Annotated in this window: 22 protein-coding genes; 8 read left to right on the forward strand and 14 right to left on the reverse strand. The window is 51.9% G+C overall.

The genetic code is table 11. From position 1 onward, the window contains the following. Positions 1-65: 65 nt before the first annotated feature. Complete coding sequence (gene mepM, locus JEM67_RS15810; RefSeq protein WP_013813325.1) at positions 66-1,388, reverse strand: murein DD-endopeptidase MepM; 1,323 nt, start codon at positions 1,386-1,388, stop codon at positions 66-68. Positions 1,389-1,409: 21 nt separating this feature from the next. Further along, positions 1,410-2,363 (reverse strand): zinc ABC transporter substrate-binding protein ZnuA, encoded by a 954-nt coding sequence (gene znuA / locus JEM67_RS15815; RefSeq protein WP_199636086.1) that lies wholly within the window; start codon positions 2,361-2,363, stop codon positions 1,410-1,412. 78 nt (positions 2,364-2,441) lie between these two features. Between znuA and znuC the strand changes: the two genes are divergently transcribed. Next, positions 2,442-3,200, forward strand: coding sequence for a zinc ABC transporter ATP-binding protein ZnuC (gene znuC, locus JEM67_RS15820; RefSeq protein WP_013813327.1), 759 nt, complete (start codon positions 2,442-2,444; stop codon positions 3,198-3,200). Further along, positions 3,197-3,982 carry a zinc ABC transporter permease subunit ZnuB gene (gene znuB, locus JEM67_RS15825; RefSeq protein ID WP_199636087.1) on the forward strand — a complete coding sequence of 262 codons (786 nt, stop codon included), beginning with the start codon at positions 3,197-3,199 and terminating at the stop codon, positions 3,980-3,982. Before znuC ends, znuB begins: the two co-directional genes overlap by 4 nt. Before the next feature lie 54 nt (positions 3,983-4,036). Here znuB and ruvB read toward each other — a convergent pair whose 3' ends face one another. The 7 genes from ruvB to JEM67_RS15860 all read right to left on the reverse strand — a co-directional run bounded on the left by ruvB (position 4,037) and on the right by JEM67_RS15860 (position 9,683). Next, entirely contained in the window at positions 4,037-5,041 is a 1,005-nt protein-coding gene (gene ruvB / locus JEM67_RS15830; RefSeq protein ID WP_013813329.1) for a Holliday junction branch migration DNA helicase RuvB, read from the reverse strand. 19 nt (positions 5,042-5,060) lie between these two features. Beyond that, positions 5,061-5,675, reverse strand: a complete 615-nt coding sequence (ruvA, locus tag JEM67_RS15835; protein ID WP_013813330.1) for a Holliday junction branch migration protein RuvA — start codon at positions 5,673-5,675, stop codon at positions 5,061-5,063. A 112-nt stretch (positions 5,676-5,787) separates the two neighbouring features. Next, on the reverse strand, positions 5,788-6,309 hold the full coding sequence (ruvC, locus tag JEM67_RS15840) for a crossover junction endodeoxyribonuclease RuvC (RefSeq protein WP_004945529.1): 522 nt from the start codon (positions 6,307-6,309) through the stop codon (positions 5,788-5,790). 76 nt (positions 6,310-6,385) lie between these two features. Beyond that, complete coding sequence (locus JEM67_RS15845; RefSeq protein WP_012145503.1) at positions 6,386-7,129, reverse strand: YebC/PmpR family DNA-binding transcriptional regulator; 744 nt, start codon at positions 7,127-7,129, stop codon at positions 6,386-6,388. Between the two features lie 19 nt (positions 7,130-7,148). After that, positions 7,149-7,595, reverse strand: coding sequence for a dihydroneopterin triphosphate diphosphatase (gene nudB, locus JEM67_RS15850; RefSeq protein ID WP_006325886.1), 447 nt, complete (start codon positions 7,593-7,595; stop codon positions 7,149-7,151). Then, positions 7,595-9,379: an aspartate--tRNA ligase gene (gene aspS / locus JEM67_RS15855; RefSeq protein WP_199636088.1), complete on the reverse strand. Its 1,785-nt coding sequence runs from the start codon at positions 9,377-9,379 to the stop codon at positions 7,595-7,597. The genes nudB and aspS overlap by 1 nt, the downstream gene beginning before the upstream one ends. A 73-nt stretch (positions 9,380-9,452) precedes the next feature. Further along, positions 9,453-9,683, reverse strand: coding sequence for an FmdB family zinc ribbon protein (locus tag JEM67_RS15860; protein WP_004945545.1), 231 nt, complete (start codon positions 9,681-9,683; stop codon positions 9,453-9,455). Between the two features lie 203 nt (positions 9,684-9,886). Here JEM67_RS15860 and JEM67_RS15865 point away from each other — a divergent pair, with 203 nt between their 5' ends. The 5 genes from JEM67_RS15865 to cmoB all read left to right on the forward strand — a co-directional run bounded on the left by JEM67_RS15865 (position 9,887) and on the right by cmoB (position 13,641). After that, positions 9,887-10,465, forward strand: a complete 579-nt coding sequence (locus tag JEM67_RS15865; RefSeq protein WP_199636089.1) for a hydrolase — start codon at positions 9,887-9,889, stop codon at positions 10,463-10,465. Positions 10,466-10,512: 47 nt separating this feature from the next. Further along, on the forward strand, positions 10,513-11,328 hold the full coding sequence (locus tag JEM67_RS15870) for a DUF72 domain-containing protein (RefSeq protein ID WP_199636107.1): 816 nt from the start codon (positions 10,513-10,515) through the stop codon (positions 11,326-11,328). A gap of 102 nt (positions 11,329-11,430) precedes the next feature. After that, positions 11,431-11,826, forward strand: a complete 396-nt coding sequence (locus JEM67_RS15875; RefSeq protein WP_004945554.1) for an MAPEG family protein — start codon at positions 11,431-11,433, stop codon at positions 11,824-11,826. A gap of 103 nt (positions 11,827-11,929) precedes the next feature. Continuing rightward, positions 11,930-12,673: a carboxy-S-adenosyl-L-methionine synthase CmoA gene (gene cmoA / locus JEM67_RS15880; protein WP_004945557.1), complete on the forward strand. Its 744-nt coding sequence runs from the start codon at positions 11,930-11,932 to the stop codon at positions 12,671-12,673. After that, complete coding sequence (gene cmoB / locus JEM67_RS15885; RefSeq protein ID WP_199636090.1) at positions 12,670-13,641, forward strand: tRNA 5-methoxyuridine(34)/uridine 5-oxyacetic acid(34) synthase CmoB; 972 nt, start codon at positions 12,670-12,672, stop codon at positions 13,639-13,641. The genes cmoA and cmoB overlap by 4 nt, the downstream gene beginning before the upstream one ends. Before the next feature lie 111 nt (positions 13,642-13,752). Here the strand turns inward: cmoB and JEM67_RS15890 are convergent, their stop codons facing one another. Both JEM67_RS15890 and JEM67_RS15895 read right to left on the reverse strand, forming a co-directional pair. After that, positions 13,753-14,034 (reverse strand): pyocin knob domain-containing protein, encoded by a 282-nt coding sequence (locus JEM67_RS15890; RefSeq protein ID WP_199636091.1) that lies wholly within the window; start codon positions 14,032-14,034, stop codon positions 13,753-13,755. A gap of 10 nt (positions 14,035-14,044) precedes the next feature. After that, complete coding sequence (locus tag JEM67_RS15895) at positions 14,045-16,003, reverse strand: phage tailspike protein (protein ID WP_199636092.1); 1,959 nt, start codon at positions 16,001-16,003, stop codon at positions 14,045-14,047. Positions 16,004-16,462: 459 nt separating this feature from the next. On the opposite strand from JEM67_RS15895, the gene JEM67_RS15900 reads away from it, so the two are divergent. Continuing rightward, positions 16,463-17,551: a tyrosine-type recombinase/integrase gene (locus JEM67_RS15900; RefSeq protein ID WP_199636093.1), complete on the forward strand. Its 1,089-nt coding sequence runs from the start codon at positions 16,463-16,465 to the stop codon at positions 17,549-17,551. Positions 17,552-17,605: 54 nt separating this feature from the next. Here the strand turns inward: JEM67_RS15900 and JEM67_RS15905 are convergent, their stop codons facing one another. The 3 genes from JEM67_RS15905 to JEM67_RS15915 form a co-directional block, all read right to left on the reverse strand. Further along, a complete protein-coding gene (locus JEM67_RS15905; protein WP_199636094.1) occupies positions 17,606-17,998 on the reverse strand; it encodes a S24 family peptidase in 393 nt (130 codons plus the stop codon). A gap of 144 nt (positions 17,999-18,142) precedes the next feature. After that, complete coding sequence (locus tag JEM67_RS15910) at positions 18,143-18,946, reverse strand: hypothetical protein (RefSeq protein ID WP_421412537.1); 804 nt, start codon at positions 18,944-18,946, stop codon at positions 18,143-18,145. 11 nt (positions 18,947-18,957) lie between these two features. After that, complete coding sequence (locus JEM67_RS15915) at positions 18,958-21,036, reverse strand: hypothetical protein (protein ID WP_199639626.1); 2,079 nt, start codon at positions 21,034-21,036, stop codon at positions 18,958-18,960. Positions 21,037-21,095 lie beyond the last annotated feature (59 nt).

Genomic DNA, 21,095 nt, shown 5'->3' on the forward strand with positions numbered 1-21,095 from the left:
AACAGCATCGGCCCGCAATCAGGCCGATGGAATCACTGGCGCGGCAGTGCGCCCGAATAAAAGGATTAGTCCAACTGCAGTTGAGGAACCACTTCCTTCACCTGCGCCAGATAATCGCTGCGGTCTTTACCGCTCAACCCTTCGGAACGCGGCAGTTTCGCCGTCAACGGGTTGACCGCCTGTTGGTTGGTCCACATTTCGAAATGCAGGTGCGGCCCGGTAGAACGGCCGGTGTTACCCGATAACGCGATGCGGTCGCCACGTTTGACCTTCTGTCCCGGCTTAACCAACAGTTTTTTCAGGTGCATATAACGTGTGGTGTACTGACGGCCATGACGGATCGCCACATAGTTGCCTGCGGCACCGCTGCGTTTGGCTATCAATACTTCACCGTCACCCACCGCCAGTACCGGAGTACCAACCGGCATCGCAAAGTCGACGCCTTTGTGCGGCGCAATGCGCCCGGTCACCGGATTCACCCGGCGCGGATTGAAGTTTGAAGAGATGCGGAACTGTTTCATGGTTGGGAAACGCATAAAGCCGCGCGCCAGGCCGGAGCCCTGACGATCGTAGAACTTGCCGTCTTCAGCACGGATGGCGTAGTAATCTTTGCCACCGGAACGCATGCGTACGCCCAGCAACTGGCTTTGCGAGCTCTTGCCGTCAAAGTGTTCGCGGGACATCAATACCGAGAATTGGTCGCCCTTGCGCAGTTTGCGGAAATCCAACTGCCATTGCAGCGCTTTGATTACCGCGTTGATTTCAGCGCGGCTTAAGCCGGCAGCACTGGCGCTGCTGACGAAGCTCCCGTTGAGGCGGCCGCTGATCACGTTATTACGCCATTCACCCTGCTGGGCTTCCTGAGTTTCTTTGAAACTATTGCCTACGCGATCGTAGGTACGGGTTTCACGCCGGGAAACCTCCCAGGTCAAACGTTGCAGATCGCCAGCATCATTTACCGTCCACGACAGTTGCTGACCAATCTTCAGATTACGCAGGTCGCGATTTTGCGATGCGAGCAGAGAGACGTCTGACATATCTATGCCGTACTGGGTCAGAATGCTGCCCAGCGTATCGCCGGTAGAAACTACATATTCATGCACGCCATCTTCGCCAGCGACCTTCTGGTCCAGCTCATCCTGTGGGATGTCATCATCGGGAGTGGCTTGGTCAAGGTCGATCGGCTCACTGGCTTCTGGCAGTAAGGACCGTAACTGGCTGGATTCTAACTCGATGTTCTTAACGATGGGGTTATGTTCTGGGTGATAAACAAAAGGCCGCCAAACGGCAACGGCCAGTGTAACCACTGTCAGCGACCCCAGCATGACGCGATGGGGCCGTGGCAGATTGTTATACGCCAGAGCGATAGTTCGGACTATCTGCTGCACTCGATATTTTCCTCATAATCTTTACTTCAGGCAGCTCACGTACTGGTTAGACAGCTGAGTCAGGAAGTTCCCGTAGCTGTCTTTCCCCAGTGCGATGCCGGTGCCCAGCGGGTCCAGCGTTCCAGAACGCACTTTGGTACCCTTGGCAACGGCATTGATTACGGCCGGCCTGAATTGTGGCTCAGCAAAAACGCAGACTGCTTTCTGCTCAACCAACTGTGTTCGAATTTGGTGTAGGCGCTGTGCTCCAGGCTGTATTTCGGGATTAACGGTAAAATGGCCCAGTGGGCTCAAGCCGAAGTGTTTTTCAAAGTAGCCGTAAGCATCATGAAAAACAAAATATCCCTTGCCTTGCACAGGCCTAAGCATGTTACCAACATTTTTGTCAGTTTGCGTCAGCAGATTCTCGAACTGGCGCAGGTTTGCGTCTAATTTGTCCTTATTTTGCGGCATAAGTTCCAATAACCTGTCGTGAATCGCGATCGCGGTCACTTTTGCCACTTCCGGGGATAACCAGACGTGCATATTATATTCGCCGTGATGATGTCCATCATCTTCGTCATGATCTGCATGGCTATGCGCATCCCCAGCATGTTCATGCTCATGATCGTCATCATCGCCCTTCATCAACAGGGGTTTTACCCCGCTCAATTCACTGATGGCCAACTGACGATTGGCCGATACCGGGGTGAGCGATTTGGTCAGAAAGGCTTCCATGTCCGGCCCTACCCACACCACCAAATCGGCGGCGCGCAGGCGCTGGATATCGGAAGGCCGCAGAGCGAAATCATGCGGCGAAGCCCCATCCGGCAGCAATACCTCGGTGGGCGTCACACCGTCGGCTATCGCAGAGGCGATAAACCCCAGCGGACGAATGGAAGTCACCACCGTGGCATAAGCGCTGTTCAGCGGCCCGGCCATCATCAATGCGCTGGCCAGCAGCGTGCGTTGCAACCATTTATTTTTCTGTGCCATTCTCAGTAATCCCGTCGTTTTCATCAGCGAGGCGTGATATTATAACATTCGGTTAGTTCTGCAAAATGTAATCACGAGATGTCTACACTGACAACGCTAAAAAATATCACCGTCTCCTTTGGTAGCCGCAAGGTCCTGTCGAATATTTCGCTCAGCCTCCAGCCGGGCCGTATTCTGACGCTGCTCGGCCCAAACGGCGCGGGCAAATCTACGCTGGTGCGGGTGGTGCTGGGGCTCGTTGCGCCAACCCAAGGCACGCTTGAACGCGAGCCGGGCCTGCGCATCGGCTATGTGCCGCAAAAACTGCACCTTGATGCCACCCTGCCGCTTACCGTCAGCCGTTTTATGCGCTTGAAACCCGGCGTCAAAAAGGCCGATATCCTGCCTGCGCTGAAACGCGTGCAGGCGGCCCATCTACTCGATCAACCGATGCAAAAGCTTTCCGGCGGCGAAAACCAACGGGTGCTGCTGGCACGTGCGCTGTTGAATAAGCCCCAGTTGCTGGTGCTGGATGAACCGACGCAGGGGGTCGACGTCAATGGCCAACTGGCGCTGTACGATCTGATCGATCAGTTGCGTAAAGAGCTGGGCTGCGCGGTATTGATGGTTTCCCATGACCTGCATCTGGTAATGGCGAAAACCGATGAGGTACTGTGCCTCAACCAACATATCTGCTGTTCCGGCGCACCGGAAGTGGTGTCGATGCACCCTGAATTTATCGCCATGTTTGGTAACCGGGGAGCGGAACAGCTGGCGGTTTATCGCCACCACCATAACCACCGTCACGACCTGCAAGGCCGAATTGTGTTGAAGAAAACCGGGGGCCGTGAGGCATGATCGAACTGTTATTACCCGGCTGGCTGGCCGGGGTGTTGTTGGCGGGGGCCGCAGGTCCGCTAGGCTCATTTGTTGTCTGGCGCCGGATGTCCTACTTTGGCGATACCTTGGCGCACGCCTCACTGCTGGGTGTGGCCTTCGGCCTGCTGTTGGATGTGAACCCTTTCTATGCGGTGATTGCCGTAACGCTGGTGCTGGCTCTGGTGCTGGTGTGGCTGGAGCGTCGGCCGCAGCTTTCCGTTGATACCCTGCTCGGTATTATGGCGCACAGCGCGCTGTCGCTGGGCCTGGTGGTAGTGGCGTTAATGTCCAACGTGCGGGTCGATCTGATGGCCTATCTGTTTGGCGATCTGTTGTCTGTCACCTTTACCGATATCTGGATGATTGGCATCGGCGTCAGCATCGTGCTGCTGATCCTGTGGTGGCAGTGGCGCAACCTGCTGTCGATGACCGTCAGTCCTGAGCTGGCGCACGTAGACGGCGTTAATCTGGTGCGGGCGCGCACCGTGCTGATGCTGGTCACCGCTCTGACCATTGGTCTGGCGATGAAGTTCGTCGGCGCGCTGATCATCACTTCACTGCTGATTATACCGGCGGCCACGGCACGCCGATTCGCCCGCACACCTGAGCAAATGGCCGGTTATGCGGTGCTGGTAGGTATTCTGGCCGTCACTGGCGGGCTGGCCTTCTCGGCCTTTTACGATACCCCGGCCGGCCCCTCGGTGGTGCTGAGCGCTGCGGTGCTGTTTGTGCTGAGTTTATTCAGGAAGCAGCAGGCCTGATTCCAGGCTGCCGACAGACGTGACAAGGGCCGCATCAGCGGCCCTTTTTAATGCTTACTCTTCGCGCGCAATACCAAAGTGTTTATAGGCATGATTGGTCGCCATTCGTCCACGCGGGGTTCGCTGGATAAAGCCCTGTTGGATCAGGAAGGGTTCAATAACGTCTTCGATGGTTTCCCGCTCCTCGCCAATCGCCGCAGCCAGGTTATCCAGGCCCACCGGCCCGCCCATGAACTTGTCGATTATCGCCAGCAACAGCTTGCGGTCCATGTAGTCGAAACCTTCGGCATCAACGTTCAGCATGTCCAGCGCCTGCATCGCAACTTCGCCATTGATCACGCCGTTGGCACGGACTTCGGCAAAATCGCGCACCCTGCGCAGCAAGCGGTTGGCGATACGCGGCGTTCCGCGTGCCCGACGAGCCACCTGGTGAGCGCCCTCTTCCGAGAGATCCAGCCCCAGGCAGTTGGCACTGCGTGAAACGATATGCTGCAAATCGGCGACCTGATAGAACTCCAGGCGCTGCACAATGCCGAAGCGATCGCGCAGCGGCGAGGTCAGAGAACCGGCACGGGTGGTAGCTCCCACCAGAGTAAAGGGCGGCAGATCGAGTTTGATCGAACGCGCAGCCGGGCCTTCGCCGATCATGATATCCAGTTGGTAATCTTCCATTGCCGGATACAGCACTTCTTCGACCACCGGCGACAACCGATGGATTTCATCGATAAACAAGACGTCGTGCGGCTCGAGGTTGGTCAGCATCGCCGCCAGATCGCCCGCCTTCTCCAACACCGGGCCGGAGGTAGTGCGCAGGTTAACGCCCATTTCATTGGCGACGATGTTCGCCAGCGTGGTTTTACCCAGCCCTGGCGGGCCGAAGATCAGCAAATGGTCCAGCGCGTCGCCACGCTGCTTGGCCGCCTGAATAAAGATTTCCATCTGCTCACGCACGTGCGGCTGGCCGACATATTCCGTCAGCAGCTTTGGTCGAATGGCGCGATCAAGAATTTCTTCTTCGTTGATCGGCTCAGCAGAAATCAGGCGATCGGCTTCAATCATTCTCTATCCCTTATCAACCTTACAGGGCGGCGCGCAGCGCGTCGCGGATCAGGGTTTCGCAATCGGCGCCCGGTTTGGCGATTTTGCTGACCATGCGGCTGGCTTCCTGCGGTTTATAGCCCAATGCCACCAGCGCAGAAGCGGCTTCTGCTTCAGCATCCAGCTCGGCCGCCTGCGTTGCCGTAGCGGGCAGCGTGATTTCGCTGCTGTTATTGAACAGATCGCCATTAAGCCCTTTAAAGCGGTCTTTCATTTCGACCACCAGGCGCTCAGCGGTTTTCTTGCCCACGCCCGGCAATTTCACCAATGTGGTGATCTCTTCACGCTCTACCGCGCTGACAAACTGCTGTGCGGACATCCCGGACAGGATAGCCAGCGCCAGTTTCGGTCCCACGCCGTTCACTTTAACCAACTCACGGAACAGTGCGCGCTCTTGTTTATCGTTGAAGCCGTACAGCAGCTGCGCGTCTTCGCGCACCACAAATTGGGTAAACACGATGGCTTCTTGCCCCAGATCCGGCAGCTCATAAAAGCAGGTCATGGGCATATGCACTTCATAACCCACGCCGTTTGCCTCCAGTAACACCAGCGGCGGCTGCTTTTCCAGAATATATCCTCTGAGACGACCTATCATTTACCCTCCTGCAGAATTCTTGAGCATGACCGACTGTCATGCCGTGCTGGTAAAGCTTATAACATAAAAAAGGCTGGATGAATATCCAGCCTGAGTTGTCACTGACCAAGCACTACTTTAAACGACCACGAGCCAGGTTTAACCGCCCTTCGCTCATTCGCAGCACGTTTTGGCTGAGATGGCAGTGGGTGATGGCGATGGCCAGCGCATCCGCGGCGTCCGCCTGGGGATTGGCCGACAGTTTAAGCAGCGAGCGAACCATGTGCTGCACCTGCGCCTTCTCTGCCGCGCCGGTGCCGACCACCGTTTGCTTCACCTGACGCGCCGCATATTCGAACACTTCCAGGTCCTGGTTCACGGCAGCAACAATCGCCACGCCGCGCGCCTGCCCGAGTTTGAGCGCCGAATCCGGGTTCTTCGCCATAAACACCTGTTCGATAGCGAAAAAATCCGGTTTAAACTGGGTGATGATTTCGCTGACGCCTGCGTAGATCAACTTCAGCCGCGTCGGCATGTCATCCACCACGGTACGAATGCAGCCACTGGCGATATAGCTCAGCTGGCGACCCTGCTGGCGAATGAGGCCATAACCGGTGACGCGCGATCCGGGATCGATACCCAGTATGATCGTCATCCCTACACCCACCTTGCGTTAAGCATTAACATCGCCAGGCGCTGCCACAGAGCAGCGCCGTACTTCAACTTCATTATTACAGCGTCGCTGCAACCTCGTCGGAGATTTCGCCGTTGTGGTAAACCTCCTGCACGTCGTCACAGTCTTCCAGCATGTCGATCAGACGCAACAGTTTCGGCGCGGTTTCTTCATCCATATCGGCCTTGGTCGATGGGATCATGGAAACTTCCGCCGAGTCGGCGGTGAAACCGGCCGCAGTCAGCGCATCTTTCACCTCGCCCAGATTTTCCCAGGCGGTGAACACGTCGATAACACCGTCGTCGTAGCTGACGATATCTTCAGCACCGGCTTCCAGCGCCGCTTCCATCACCACGTCTTCATCCAGGCCCGGTGCGTAAGTGATCACGCCCTTCTTGGTGAACAGATAAGCCACGGAACCGTCGGTGCCGAGGTTGCCGCCGCATTTGGTGAAGGCATGACGCACTTCGGCCACGGTACGGTTGCGGTTGTCGCTCAGGCATTCGATCATGACGGCAGTGCCGCCCGGACCGTAACCTTCATAAATGATGGTTTCCATGTTGGAATCATCATCGCCGCCTACGCCACGCGCGATGGCGCGGTTCAGGGTGTCGCGCGTCATGTTGTTGGACAGCGCCTTGTCGATCGCCGCACGCAGACGTGGGTTAGCCCCTGGATCGCCACCGCCCAGTTTCGCGGCGGTCACCAGCTCGCGAATAATTTTGGTGAAAATTTTACCGCGCTTGGAATCCTGCGCAGCTTTACGGTGCTTTGTGTTGGCCCACTTACTATGACCTGCCATAAAAAATCTCCGAAAAAAATTACTGGACTGAATTAATCACAAACTCTTCAATCGCCTGCTGATTGCTCCAGGACTTGGTCAACTTCACGGCTTGCGCCGCCTCAAGCCAGCGGTAGGCGTGATGCTCGGTAATCACCGGATCGCGCTCTTCAGGCAACGCCAGACAGAACCAGTGCTCTTTATTGCGCGTGGTTCCCGGGGCATAGCGATGTCGCAAATGGACAAAGAGTTCAAACTCCACACAGCGCTGGCAATCGAACAACGGCAGATTCTCTGCTTCGATATCGATGCCGACTTCTTCCATGACCTCACGCCGTGCGGCATGCGGCGGCGACTCATTTTCCTCCAGGCTACCGGTAACCGACTGCCAGAATTCGGTATCGTCGCGCCGCTGTAACATCAGCACCCGTCCACTGGATTTGGCGTAAATCACTACCAAAATGGACTCGGGCCGCTTGTAGCTCATCACTCGTTCTCTTCCGGTAACGCGGCTTTCTTGACCACGCAAATCCCCAACTCCTGCAACGACGCCGGGTTGGCGAAGCTTGGTGCTTCGGTCATCAGACAGGCAGCAGCGGTGGTTTTCGGGAAGGCAATCACGTCACGAATGTTGTCGGTGCCGGTCAGCAGCATCACCAGTCGGTCCAGACCAAAGGCCAGGCCGGCGTGCGGTGGTGTGCCGTACTTCAATGCATCCAGCAGGAAGCCGAATTTCTCGCGCTGTTCGTGGTCGTTAATGCCCAGAATGCTGAAGACCGTCTGCTGCATTTCGCTGCGGTGAATACGCACGGAACCGCCGCCCACTTCGTAGCCGTTGATCACCATGTCATAGGCATTGGCAATGGCCGTGATTGGCGCCGACTTCAGCTCTTCCGGGCTCATGTCGCGCGGTGCGGTGAACGGATGGTGCATCGCCGCCAGGCCGCCTTCACCGTCTTCTTCGAACATTGGGAAGTCCACCACCCACAGTGGCGCCCAGCTGTCCAGTTTGGTCAGTTGCAGGTCACGGCCCAGTTTCAGACGCAGCGCGCCCATCGCATCGGTCACAATCTTGAAGCGGTCTGCGCCGAAGAACAGGATATCGCCGGTCTGCGCGTTGGTACGCGTCAGGATAGCCTCCAGCACTTCCGCGCTGAGGAATTTGGCGATCGGGCTTTGTACGCCTTCCATGCCGGCGGCACGGTCATTGACCTTCAGCCAGGCCAGGCCTTTGGCGCCATAGATGTTAACGAAGGTGCCGTACTCATCGATAAGCTTACGGGTCAGCTGCGCGCCGCCCGGAACGCAGATAGCGGCTACGCGGCCTTTGGCGTCGTTAGCCGGACCGGAGAACACCTTGAACTCAACGTCTTTCACCAGATCGGCAACGTCCACCAGCTCCAGCGGGTTACGCAGATCCGGTTTGTCGGAGCCATAGCGACGCATAGCTTCGGCGAAGGTCATGACCGGGAAATCGCCCAGATCCACGCCCTTCACATCCAGCCACAGGTCACGCGCCAATTTTTCCATCACTTCACGCACTTGATCGGCGGTCATGAAAGAGGTTTCAACGTCGATTTGGGTAAATTCAGGCTGACGGTCAGCACGCAGATCTTCATCGCGGAAGCATTTGACGATTTGGTAGTAACGATCAAAACCCGACATCATCAGCAGCTGTTTGAACAGCTGTGGCGACTGCGGCAACGCATAAAACTTACCTTTGTGCACACGGCTCGGTACCAGGTAGTCACGCGCACCTTCCGGCGTGGCTTTGGTCAACATCGGGGTTTCGATGTCGAGGAAGCCGTTGCTGTCCATAAAGCGACGCACGAAGCTGGTGATTTTGGCGCGGGTCTTCAGGCGATCGGCCATTTCCGGGCGACGCAGATCCAGGTAGCGGTATTTCAGGCGCGCTTCTTCAGTGTTGACCTGGTTGGAGTCCAACGGCAACGGCTCGGAGCGGTTGATGATCTCCAGAGCATGAGCGAACACTTCCACTTCCCCGGTGGACATATCTTTATTGATTTGGCTGTCCGGACGCGCACGCACGGTGCCGACAATCTGAATGCAGAACTCGTTGCGCAGGTCGTATGCCTTGTCAAACGCGGCTTTCTGGTCCGGGTCGAAGAACACCTGCACGATGCCTTCGCGGTCGCGCATATCAATAAAGATCAGGCCGCCCAGATCGCGACGACGGTTGACCCAACCACACAAAGTGACTTCCTGGCCCACGTGGGACAGATTCAACTGCCCGCAATATTCAGTACGCATACGCTATCCTTTTGGCTTAAGCCGATTCCGCGCGGGCTTTTGCGCTGGCCACGCGGCTGTTAACTGATGAACTCTATTTATTACCCGGTTTGAAGTCTGTTGCATACCAACCGGTGCCCTTTAACTGGAAACCCGTGGAAGAAATCAACTTGGTTAACGCGGGCTGCCCACACGCCGGACAGTCAGTCAGCGGCGCATCGGAAAATTTTTGCAATTTCTCTAACCGAAGGCTGCAAGCACCACATGCATATTCATAAATCGGCATAGTTCGTTGGAGTAAAGTGTGTTGAAAAAAGGCGATCATTATAAAGGAAATTCATGCTCCAGATAAGTGCGAACACAGCTTTGTTGCAGCACTAAATGGCGTGTTTTTGTCCGAAGTAACACATTGATTAACAAATTTCTCATTAACCGGTGACCCTTTTTTCACGTAGCCTGAATTCACCCTGGTTTTAGTGCGCCGTTCTGGCTGCGCATATTTTATTCACCCAGTAACGGGAGACCCCGATGTTGAAACTTGATGCTCAAACCACAGCGCTGGTGCTGATTGATTTGCAAAACGGCATCCTGCCCTACGCCGGTGGGCCGCACAGCGCCGAAAGCGTGGTAGCCCACGGCGCGCAACTTGCAGCGCGTTTTCGCTCGCTCGGCGCGCCGGTGATCCTGGTGCGCGTCGGCTGGTCCGACACATTTGCCGATGCGCTGAAACAGCCGGTGGACAGACCCGCGCCATCGCCGGCGGGTGGATTACCGGCGAACTGGTGGGAATTTCCGGAATCTCTGGCGGTCAGCGACAACGATATTCTGGTGACCAAACGTCAATGGGGCGCGTTTTACGGTACCGAACTTGATTTGCAATTGCGCCGCCGCGGCATTAAAACTCTGGTGCTAGGCGGGATCGCCACCAATATCGGCGTTGAATCCACCGCTCGCGCCGGCTGGGAGCACGGTTACGAGTTAGTGATAGCCGAAGACCTGTGCAGCGCGCAAAATACTGAGATGCACCGGTTTGCCTTCGACAATATCTTCCCACGCCTGGCTCGCGTGCGCAGCACCGGCGAAATCCTTGCCGCGCTCGACCAGTAACGTTAACGTGTAAGCTGATGAGATAAATTAAGGAAGATGGCGCGTTGATCTACATCGGACTACCGCAGTGGCAGCACACAGCCTGGAATCGTATCGGGCTGCGCGATCTGGCGGATTACAGCCGCTATTTTAATTGCGTGGAAGGCAACACGACTTTCTACGCGTTACCCAAGCCGGAGATCGTTCAGCGCTGGCGCGACATGACCACCGATGATTTTCGCTTTTGTTTCAAGTTCCCCTCAGAGATCAGCCATAAGGCAGCACTACGTAACTGCGATGCCGAGCTGCAGGCATTTTATCACTGCCTGAGCCCGATTCATCAGCGTATAGGGCAGCTTTGGTTGCAGTTACCCTCGGCATTTGGGCCGGATGAATTGCCGCGCATGTGGCAGTTCTTTGACGGGTTGCCGAAAGCGTTCACCTACGGCGTAGAAGTGCGTCATCCGGCTTTCTTCGCCAAGGGCGAGGAAGAGCGCCTGTTGAATCAGGGGCTGCATCAACGTGGTATCAACCGGGTGATCCTCGACAGTCGGCCGGTGCATCATGCCGCCCCTGACAGCGCCGCGGTGCGTGATGCCCAGCAAAAGAAACCCAAGCTGCCGGTGCATGCGCTGGTCACCGCCCACAACCCGCTGGTCCGTTTTATCGGCGGCAACGTGTTGCAAGATAATCTGCGTTGGTTTGACGCCTGGCAGCAAAAACTGCCCACCTGGCAACAGCAATCCACCCCCTTCCTGTTTATTCATACGCCGGATAATGGCGATTCACCGCAACAGGCGCAAAAAATCTGGCAGCAGCTTCATCAGGCTATTCCTAATTTGCCCCCGCCGCCGGACTGGCCGGAGCAGGATGCACTGTTTTGACCGATTAATCTGACCGATTACATCAGATTTTTCCTCGCGACAGTGATTGTAATGGCGGCTATGATGCTCGCTGCCAGTTTTGGTTAGGGAATGGAGTTAAAAATGGTAAGCGCGCTTTATGTCGTGCTCGGCGCATTGTTGTTGATCAAACTCTCTTATGACGTGGTTAAGTTAAGGATGCAATACCGTGTCGCCTACGGAGACGGCGGCTTTTATGAACTGCAGACCGCCATCCGCGTTCACGGCAATGCCGTAGAATATATTCCTATCGCCGCCGTGCTGCTGGTGATCATGGAAATGAACGGCGCAGGAATATGGATGATCCATATTTGTGGTCTGATGCTGATGACCGGACGTTTGGTACACTACTACGGTTTGCGTAACCGTGAAGTCCGCTGGCGCCGTTCAGGTATGGCGGCAACCTATATTTCGTTGGTCCTGATGGTGTTGGCCAACATTTTCTATCTGCCCTGGGATCTTATTTTCAGCCTGTATTGATCTTCTGTTCGTCATCAGGCGGCCCCGCCGCCTGCTTCCGCTCCGCTTTCTTGCCGTTATCTGTTAGAATACGCGCCTTCGAATTCTGAACTGACTTCCCGCTATGCCAAACCGCGATACTCTTTTTTCTGCCCCCATCGCCAAACTGGGCGATTGGACCTTCGACGAACGCGTCGCTGAAGTGTTCCCCGACATGATCCAGCGTTCCGTTCCCGGCTACTCCAACATCATTTCGATGATTGGCATGCTGGCCGAACGCTTTGTGCAGCCAGATAGCCAGGTGTATGACCTGGGATGTTCTCTGGGCGCGGCAACGCTGTCGATGCGTCGGAATATCAAGGTGGCGGGTTGCAACATCATCGCCGTCGATAACTCTCCGGCGATGGTCGAACGCTGCCGCCGCCATATTGACGCTTTCCGCGCCGATACGCCGGTAGAGGTTATCGAAGCCGATATCCTCGATATCAAGATCGAAAATGCTTCCATGGTGGTGCTGAACTTTACCCTGCAATTCCTCGAGCCGGCTGACCGTCTGCGGTTGCTGGAGCAGGTTTATCGCGGTTTGCGCCCAGGCGGTGCGCTGGTGCTGTCGGAGAAGTTCAGTTTTGAAGATGCTGACGTCGGCGAACTGCTGTTCAACATGCACCACGATTTCAAGCGTGCCAACGGCTACAGCGAGCTGGAGATCAGCCAAAAGCGCAGCATGCTGGAAAACGTCATGCTGACCGACTCGGTTGAAGCCCACAAGGCCCGCCTGAAACAGGCCGGTTTTAAACATGCCGAAGTGTGGTTTCAGTGCTTTAACTTCGGTTCACTGATCGCGTTGAAAGCGGGAGCTGAGCAATGATTGAGTTTGGCGATTTCTATCAGCGCATCGCTAAAGGCAACCTTAGCCACTGGCTGGATACCCTGCCCGCGCAGCTCAGCGCCTGGCAACGCGAGTCGCTGCACGGCAAGTTCAAACAGTGGTTTAACTCGGTTGAACACTTGCCGGAACTGACGCCAAGCCGTCTCAATTTGCTGCACGGCGTGCGCGCCGAGATGGAGATACCGCTGTCGCCGGGCCAGTTGGAAGGCATCGAAAAGATGCTGCGGACCCTGATGCCGTGGCGTAAAGGCCCGTTCTCGCTGTACGGCATCGACATTGATACCGAATGGCACTCCGACTGGAAATGGGATCGCGTTCTGCCGCACATTTCACCGCTGGCCGGCCGCACCATTCTGGACGTCGGTTGCGGTAGCGGTTATCACCTGTGGCGAATGGTGGGTGCCGGCGCACAGATGGCGGTGGGCATTGATCCGATGCAGCTGTTCTTGTGCCAGTTCGAAGCGGTTCGCAAACTGCTGGGTGGCGATCAACGCGCTCATCTGCTGCCGCTAGGTATTGAGCAATTGCCCGAGTTGGCCGCCTTTGATACGGTATTTTCCATGGGCGTGCTGTACCACCGCCGTTCGCCATTGGATCATCTGTATCAGTTGAAAAACCAGTTGGTCTCCGAAGGTGAGTTGGTATTGGAAACCCTGGTGGTGGAAGGCGATCGCAACCAGGTGTTGGTGCCGGGCGATCGTTATGCCCAGATGCGCAATGTCTACTTCATTCCTTCGGCCGAAGCGCTGAAGTCTTGGCTGGAGAAATGCGGTTTTGTCGACGTCAAGATTGCCGACACGTGCGTAACCAGCACCGAAGAGCAGCGCCGCACCGATTGGATGACCAGCGAATCACTGGCCGAATTCCTTGATCCCAAGGACAGCAGCAAGACAATTGAAGGTTACCCGGCCCCGTTGCGTGCGGTGCTGGTGGCCAAGAAGCCTTAAGGCCAAGTTTAACAGGGGCAGTGTAATACTGCCCCTTTACCCTGAAATTACAGTAATGTTGAATTTTCTTGGACACGACCCGTGACTCAATTGTCTTAATTTTATGCCGCACTAAATCGCTGCAGAAGTGATTTCATTGGTTGCAGACCAGCTAGAACCATTCCAGACACGATAATATATTTTAGGGTTATCTCTTCCGACAAACGTTTGTCGCATGCCATTACCTACCAACGCTGCCACAGAACATGATCCGGCTTTACCAGACAGCTTTTTCGGGAGTCCTGGGCTGTTAACATCTGTAAGTAAAGAACCAAATACGTAGTAGCCAGGTGTCATAAGATTATCGAAGCTGGTTGCTTTATTTAACGCAACAAAATCTCTCATTCTAGGCATGGTATCTCCCTTATTTATATTCGCCAGTAGAATTGGAATATGAGTTGAAATTCTCGCGAACAGTCCCGTTTGTTACGTTGTAATCAGATTCTGTCGTCGTAGAGGTAAGCCACACATCGCCGAAGGCAAAACTGAACACACCAGACATATAACCAGCAATAACCCCATTGAGTATCGAAGGCGTTGTCGCAGTTGCTGTATTATTTGAAACCGTCAAGCTGGAAATATTGCAAGACGTCAAACGTATTCCTTTAACATAGCTTACGGTAATATCATTTGCTGAACAATCCGTCATACTTAACGGGTAGTCTTTAGCATTGCCTCCATTTAGTTGCACATCACCAAGAGCAGAGTTAACTGCGGATAACTTACTTGGCGTATTTCCTGAAGATACGAGTATTTTGTTGATATTAGGAAACCTTATATTTTCTAAGGAGAGTTCTGAGTATCGGCCTACTCTAGCAGTATAAGAATATGCATTGGTATACATTGAACCACCATACCAATAAACATACGCTCCGAAATTTGCTGCATTTTCATTCCAACCTAAGGAAGGATCTCCCATAAACTGAGTAATACCAGCACTAAGGGCTATCGCCGTTTTTCTTGAACTCGCAGGGGCAACACCATCGGCTTCAAAATGGCAGTTTTCGATCCATATTGGTGATGCCTGGCCCCTTGCCATTATATCTGCAGTTCCGTAGTTATCCTCAATATGACAGTCATATACGCGGATAAAATTACTATTATCACTACTTTCACTAGGTAGCGTTCCGCTTCCCCTGGGAGACATCATAACTTGAATGGCAGAATGTAACTGTCTCTCTATAATATCTGTTTCAGCAGCAGAATAATCGGCACGCCCCATCATCCGTCCAGATCTCATAATCAAGCAATTGGTGATCTTACTATCCCAACACCAATCAAATAAAATCCCTCCTCCCCAAACGTTATAAACCTGGACATTTTCAATCAGATTCTGTGTTCCGTTAAATGAAACAATACCGTGACACCACCCAGAATATTGGCTTGGTGTCATTAAATATGAACCCAAGTTAACATTTCTTATGACACATGTTCCCGGCCAGGCTTTTTTCACCATGGCACTTTGATTAAATTGCTCTGCTTCTGTTGGACCAACATGAATTATCCCATAATTTTGGTAAGTTAGGTCCGCATCGTTATTTAAGTCTAAGTATATTTGAGTACCCGCATTGGGGTTAGTCCCAGCATTGTAATGTTTACGATATGTGCCCTCAATAATCGTTGGCCATGTAGATTTGTATCTGCCGGTGACAGAGTTGTAAAATTGCAAGTCAGGTCTGGCAGTATGGATAGCATCCCCCAACGCTTGAGCTCCTAGAATTGGTCTCTTTAAATGAATAATACCACTTGGAAGTACCAGTTTAGGTGAGTAACCTTTAAGATAAATATTCAGCTGCGCTTGAAAAATTGCATCATCCCAACTTCCAATTTCATCATAATAAAACTGTACATACTGACATGTTTTAAATAAATTATTGAAAGTATGCCCTATCGTTCCCTTAGGGTAATCATCTTCGATGTCGAAACCAATCTTTGAGGCCCCTTTGGGGCTTAGTAGCCCATCCATGATTTCACTTTTAAATTGATTTTCCCCGTAATTTAAAACATTAGAAAAATAAAACTGCCGAGTATTATTAGCATCTAAAATCGCCATACTATGTTCGCCGACAGTAATAAATTTGGCGACCTGTCCAGAATATACCGGATATCCACCAGCGTTGATGGCTATCGGTTGTGTTACTGGCACCCGGTTGCCATTAGCACTTTCCATATATACCTGAATTTGATTGCTTACAATGGTTGGATCAGTATCGATTCTTCCGATGTAAATATGGCCATTCGCAATAGCACCAAACGAGTTCGCCAATGTGAAAAGTTGTGATGGCATCGAAACAACAACATTTTGAGCAATTATATCCGTCATCTACATCTCCTTTATCATTGAGTACAAATTTATATTTAAGCATTGTCAAAATGTTAATCTCACAAGGGAAATTCACTTCCCCTTAAGAATTAATAATTTATTAATGCAGCCATTCAGCATGACTTGTAGCAAAGGTTACTGCGCCTGGTATAAAGCTGTCATACGAAGTTGTTTGTGTGGGTACTGACACTGTAACCCGCCTATCTGCCGGTCAATCAAACGAAACATAACGGTTTAAACCTGACATCAGACTGATTGACCGACATAAAAAAAGCCCCGACAAAACACCGGTTACATTCCTAATGGGGGTGAAATAAAATAATTTAAAATCAATACTTAACACCAACAACTGTTTTTATGAACAGTATTTTTATAGTGCATTTTTTACTTATTTGGGTTAAATTTTCCCACACAGTCCCCCACCCAGCACCCCAAGGGTGCCATGCAACAGGAATCGGTATGGCCTTTTATACGGTTGAGAAAAGGATGCGTTCAGATGGTGCACCTCGCTATAGATGCACTGTGGGCGTAAAACATGCGGGTAAATACGTCTATCGTGAAAACAAGACATTCGGCAAGCTATCACTGGCCAAGGCGTGGGGTATGGGTAGAGTTGCGCACATAGAAGCTAATGGCACTCCTAACGATGAACGATCAACACATATCACCCTCGCGCACCTGATCCAGAAATATACTAACCACCCCAACATAAAGTATGGACGATCTAAAGCTGATGTCCTCAAGTTGCTGGCCCGATCAGAAATTGCCACTCGACCAATCACCGCGCTATCATCGTCAGTATTGATCGAGCACTGTGAACAACGCAGGGGTAATGGCGCGGGGCCGGCAACGGTTGCGCAGGACTTGGCCTATATTGGATCTGTCCTGAAGGCGGCTAAACCAATATTTGATATCGACGTTGACTTGCAGGCATACGAGTTAGCTAGAATGAACCTTTCCCAGATGCGTGTGATAGGCCCATCACAAAAGAGAAGTCGCCGGCCCACTCGCACCGAAACTGAACTTATTCTATCCGGCCTTAAAGAGAAGGAATCTGGGTCCTACAATAAAATCCCTTTCTCAGAAATATATCTTTTTTCGATATTAACTTGTATGCGTATCGGTGAAGTTTGCAAGATCACATGGGGCGATGTTGACGAAAAGCAAAAATCTGTTTTGGTCAGGGATAGGAAAGATCCGCGCAAGAAAATAGGTAATCACATGTCCGTTCCGTTGCTTGGTGAGGCATGGGATATCCTTAATCGCCAGGCTAGAATCGATGAAAGGGTGTTCCCGTTCAATAGCCGAAGCATCACCCAAACTTATAGACAGGTCAGAGACATGTTAGGTATAGAAGATCTTCGATACCACGACCTACGCCGTGAGGGAGCTAGTCGCCTTTTTGAGGCAGGTTTCACGATTGAAGAGGTTGCCCAGGTCACTGGCCATCGATCGCTGAACATTCTGTGGCAGGTATACACCGAACTTTATCCAAAGTCGCTGCATGAAAAATTCGACCAACTGCAAAAATCCAAATTGAACGGATAATGACTGAGCAGCACAAAAAGCCGGGATCCTTCCCGGCCATCCCAGCCATCAATCCTAAATCACCGGCACATCATCAAACTCGCACGACCTCATATCGTTGGCAGCCCAGGTGACCACGCCAAACACCTGAATCCCCTCGCCGTCTTCTTCGTTACCCAGCATAGTCTCCATACCAGACCCATCCACGTACTCTAAAGCGCGGTACGGATATAGGCGAAGACGCCGCAATACATGCTCACCGCCGACGTCAACAATGATTATGCTGCCATGCACAGGCGTTACTGATGAGTCGATAACGAGCAAGGCGCTGTCATGGATACCCACAGCCAGCGCCTGGCCCGCTGCGCGCATGAAATACGTCGCGTGTGGCCTCATGATGCAGATCTCATCCAGACTCAAACGCTTCTCGACGTAGTCAGCCGCTGGGCTTGCGAATTTTGATGGCATAGTGTTTTACCTCACAACAAATACTGTTTATACATACAGTATATGCGTAAGAAAAAACCGATGTGAAGACCGATTGAGCCCAAAAATGATAGGGCTCTGATCGTTAACGGAAGATAGTTTTTGAGAGTGGACAGGGTCTATGGTTTACGCAGTCAAACTCGCTTTCCGTGCGTTGAACCACGAGTAAATAATGGTCTTCGTTACGCTATCGATGGTCGAAGGAATCACCAACAACTCCGCAAGGTCACCGATAAACCCATTGGAAATCGGGTTGCCTGCGCTCCCCACCACCAATCTGCGGCTATCAGTTGTCGCAAACGGTATCGCTCCAACAGATTTCTGCTGCAGTAAAGTGCCGTCATGCTCCCACCTGTGCATCCCGGCATTGATTTCAATCAGCGCGATATGCCAGGCGTTATCCCGGAATTCCAACGTTGTATTAATTGGATAGTTATCATCGCTAATTGGTGATGCCGTGCCGTGGTTTATCCACAACGCATTACCGTTATAAGAATCCGAACCAAACCGTACACGCAAGCGATTCGGGTCGGCGGCATTGTTACCAAAGAGGTTACCGCCCTTGAGTCCTGATGGAATACGATATAAAGCCGCTACGGTCATAACGCCGGATTCCGGTAATGCTTCATGTTCATTCTGAGAAATTACAGAACCATTGTTGGTTGGTCCGGGAGCTCCGAAGTTAAGAATTGGCTTCCCATTTGATAGGGCTTTACGTGGCATGTTTGAAAGCAATGGTTCCCAGTTCTCATTACCGCCGCGATCAAGAATAAGCTTAACGTTTGTTCCATCATCTGACAGCAGACCATTCGCAGAAGAGATCCACGCTGACGGCATTTTCCGTAAAATAAACTCTTCTTCAGGTGATAAGTTTAAAACGGGAAGGCTTGGGTTAACTATTTTTGTTCTTGCTTTAATTGATACGATCATTGGGTTACCCTTTAAAATGGAATTTCTTTGATAAATGCTGACATCCAGTTGTGGTTAGACACTGAGTCATATAGCGATATATGATTTGTGCTATCGCGAAGACAACCTCTCGCTCCGATTACTGGGCCATCCTGTGTCGTATTCCCATCGTTCCTTTTTATACCGTACCCAACGCGAACCGCTGCAGGATTAACTGGCGCAGCTGATAAAGTTATATCAACAACGGAGCCGCTGGCAGCAACAGCACTCACGATGACTATAGGGGTTGAACTTCTATCATCCAAAACAAAACCAAGCCCCGCTCCTAACCCTGATGTATTAATAACATCCCCTGAAGTATCAAGTACCAATGGAGGGGTTGGAACATCAAAAACAAGACTCAATAGAGTTGGCGTTCTCCATATATAATTTACAAACTTAATTGGTCGCCAACCTGTACCAAAGAAATCCCATACTGCTGCGCGGGATATCATTTGCCCACGGCGATTTTGACCAAGACTATTTATGTGAATTACATCAGCATAAGGGAATTGATAGACAGGGCCAGCCAAGCGAATGTTACCTACACCATCGAGATCATATTGAGCCTGACGCACTGGTTGATCCCACAGGCCGCGAGAGTTTGGTGTAAATGCGCTTTGGCAAACGATAATGCGGACGTTGACGCTCTGTTTTGTAATGCGTTTTACTTCTGAGTTAAAGTCAGCATCCAACTGCTGAAGCTGGCGCTTGTAGCGTTCAGTGGTCATTGCATTGATATTTTCTGAGTCTGTCTCACCGGCCATAACGTCCAGGCAGGCTACAACGGGTTTCCAGCCATTTTGGATACAAATATTTTTTGCATCCACGATACCCTGGATCATTGCTTGCCATGCTGGCGTCCCTTTCGTCAGATCTTGGAATGCTTTACCGCCCTCTGCCGCCACGAATGACAACGTTCTGATGGAATGCCCAGTGATTGTTTGGACCATCTGGAACGTGTGAGATGCCAGGCTGCTAGCCGCCGTTTCCTTCAACCCTCCCGCGCTGATAGCTTCTTTTAAGGGTGTAAGCGATGTGATCTCAGTAACGCCCCTGCTTGGTCTGGTTCCTGCAAACATCAAGCAGTTATCTGGATAAAGTGGTGTTACAGCCGTCAGGGTATCAGAAGCATCACCGTTATAGCCCTGGGCAAGGGATTGGCCCCACGTAACGAGGATATAGCAAACATTATCATCAATGTTTACTGATACCCGCGTGCCAACCCCACCGGCAATTGTAGCTATGGCTGACGCATAGACAATTGCTGCCTCTTTGTTTTCGGGGTCACCACCTGAAACCCTTTTCAATCCTGAGTCGGATGCTAAGTAATACCCTCCATCATATGTCCACGCCTCAATTACTCGCCGAGACTCATCCAATACAACTTCGCGACAAATAGAGCCATCCGATAAAACTAAATCCTGCGCTTTATAAGTAAATTTGTTTATCAGAGAATTATCGAATGCGGCATCTTGCCATTCTCCAAACTCGTCAACACTACCTACCCTTCCTTTTTTGTTCATAAAGGGCGCTACAACACCATTACCGCCTTCTACTACCGCGCTAATGTTTGGTGTTGATATTGCGCTATCAGGATAGTTTTGTATTTCTTTATACAATTCATCAGATATTTTATTTGTCGCATTTACACCCGGTAACTCTGAAATTAAAATAGCTACGCCATTATTGTTAATGTAGTATTTAAATCCTTCTCCGTCACCAAGTCCAACCCGAAAACTTTCCCCATTTTGCGTACCTGCAATGCCTGCGATCGTCCCGTCTGGGTCCGTTGGCGTGATGGAGTACGTATTGGCGTCAGCGATGTTCTGAGCGTTTTCAGCACTCAGTTTCGCCTCTTTTGCATAAGCCTCTGCATCTTCCTGCGCCCCAATAATTTCATTTATGCGTTCTTTAACCTGGTTTCTTACTGTAGGGAACGGTCTTTGAAATCGGTCAAATGCTTCTTCTTGCTCTCCATTTATAAAGTCATCATACGCAAGTACATTATCATTTAAATCTTTCATACTATTTGATGGGCGTGGGTTGCCCGTACTATATCTTTGCGACATAGCCACCTCATGGATAATGAATTGATATTAATCGAGACTTGGATTAAATAAATATTTTT

Origin of the sequence: Serratia sp. PAMC26656, from assembly GCF_016469055.2 — a bacterium.
Taxonomy (GTDB): domain Bacteria; phylum Pseudomonadota; class Gammaproteobacteria; order Enterobacterales; family Enterobacteriaceae; genus Serratia; species Serratia plymuthica.

Excerpts from the sequence above, each read along its gene's own strand:
- znuA (WP_199636086.1), bottom strand. The coding sequence starts at position 2,363 with ATGGCACAGAAAAATAAATGGTTGCAACGCACGCTGCTGGCCAGCGCA.
- znuC (WP_013813327.1), top strand. The coding sequence starts at position 2,442 with ATGTCTACACTGACAACGCTAAAAAATATCACCGTCTCCTTTGGTAGC.
- znuB (WP_199636087.1), top strand. The coding sequence starts at position 3,197 with ATGATCGAACTGTTATTACCCGGCTGGCTGGCCGGGGTGTTGTTGGCG.
- ruvB (WP_013813329.1), bottom strand. The coding sequence starts at position 5,041 with ATGATTGAAGCCGATCGCCTGATTTCTGCTGAGCCGATCAACGAAGAA.
- ruvA (WP_013813330.1), bottom strand. The coding sequence starts at position 5,675 with ATGATAGGTCGTCTCAGAGGATATATTCTGGAAAAGCAGCCGCCGCTG.
- ruvC (WP_004945529.1), bottom strand. The coding sequence starts at position 6,309 with ATGACGATCATACTGGGTATCGATCCCGGATCGCGCGTCACCGGTTAT.
- JEM67_RS15845 (WP_012145503.1), bottom strand. The coding sequence starts at position 7,129 with ATGGCAGGTCATAGTAAGTGGGCCAACACAAAGCACCGTAAAGCTGCG.
- nudB (WP_006325886.1), bottom strand. The coding sequence starts at position 7,595 with ATGAGCTACAAGCGGCCCGAGTCCATTTTGGTAGTGATTTACGCCAAA.
- aspS (WP_199636088.1), bottom strand. The coding sequence starts at position 9,379 with ATGCGTACTGAATATTGCGGGCAGTTGAATCTGTCCCACGTGGGCCAG.
- JEM67_RS15860 (WP_004945545.1), bottom strand. The coding sequence starts at position 9,683 with ATGATCGCCTTTTTTCAACACACTTTACTCCAACGAACTATGCCGATT.
- JEM67_RS15865 (WP_199636089.1), top strand. The coding sequence starts at position 9,887 with ATGTTGAAACTTGATGCTCAAACCACAGCGCTGGTGCTGATTGATTTG.
- JEM67_RS15875 (WP_004945554.1), top strand. The coding sequence starts at position 11,431 with ATGGTAAGCGCGCTTTATGTCGTGCTCGGCGCATTGTTGTTGATCAAA.
- cmoA (WP_004945557.1), top strand. The coding sequence starts at position 11,930 with ATGCCAAACCGCGATACTCTTTTTTCTGCCCCCATCGCCAAACTGGGC.
- cmoB (WP_199636090.1), top strand. The coding sequence starts at position 12,670 with ATGATTGAGTTTGGCGATTTCTATCAGCGCATCGCTAAAGGCAACCTT.
- JEM67_RS15890 (WP_199636091.1), bottom strand. The coding sequence starts at position 14,034 with ATGCCTAGAATGAGAGATTTTGTTGCGTTAAATAAAGCAACCAGCTTC.
- JEM67_RS15895 (WP_199636092.1), bottom strand. The coding sequence starts at position 16,003 with ATGACGGATATAATTGCTCAAAATGTTGTTGTTTCGATGCCATCACAA.
- JEM67_RS15900 (WP_199636093.1), top strand. The coding sequence starts at position 16,463 with ATGGCCTTTTATACGGTTGAGAAAAGGATGCGTTCAGATGGTGCACCT.
- JEM67_RS15905 (WP_199636094.1), bottom strand. The coding sequence starts at position 17,998 with ATGCCATCAAAATTCGCAAGCCCAGCGGCTGACTACGTCGAGAAGCGT.
- JEM67_RS15910 (WP_421412537.1), bottom strand. The coding sequence starts at position 18,946 with ATGATCGTATCAATTAAAGCAAGAACAAAAATAGTTAACCCAAGCCTT.
- JEM67_RS15915 (WP_199639626.1), bottom strand. The coding sequence starts at position 21,036 with ATGTCGCAAAGATATAGTACGGGCAACCCACGCCCATCAAATAGTATG.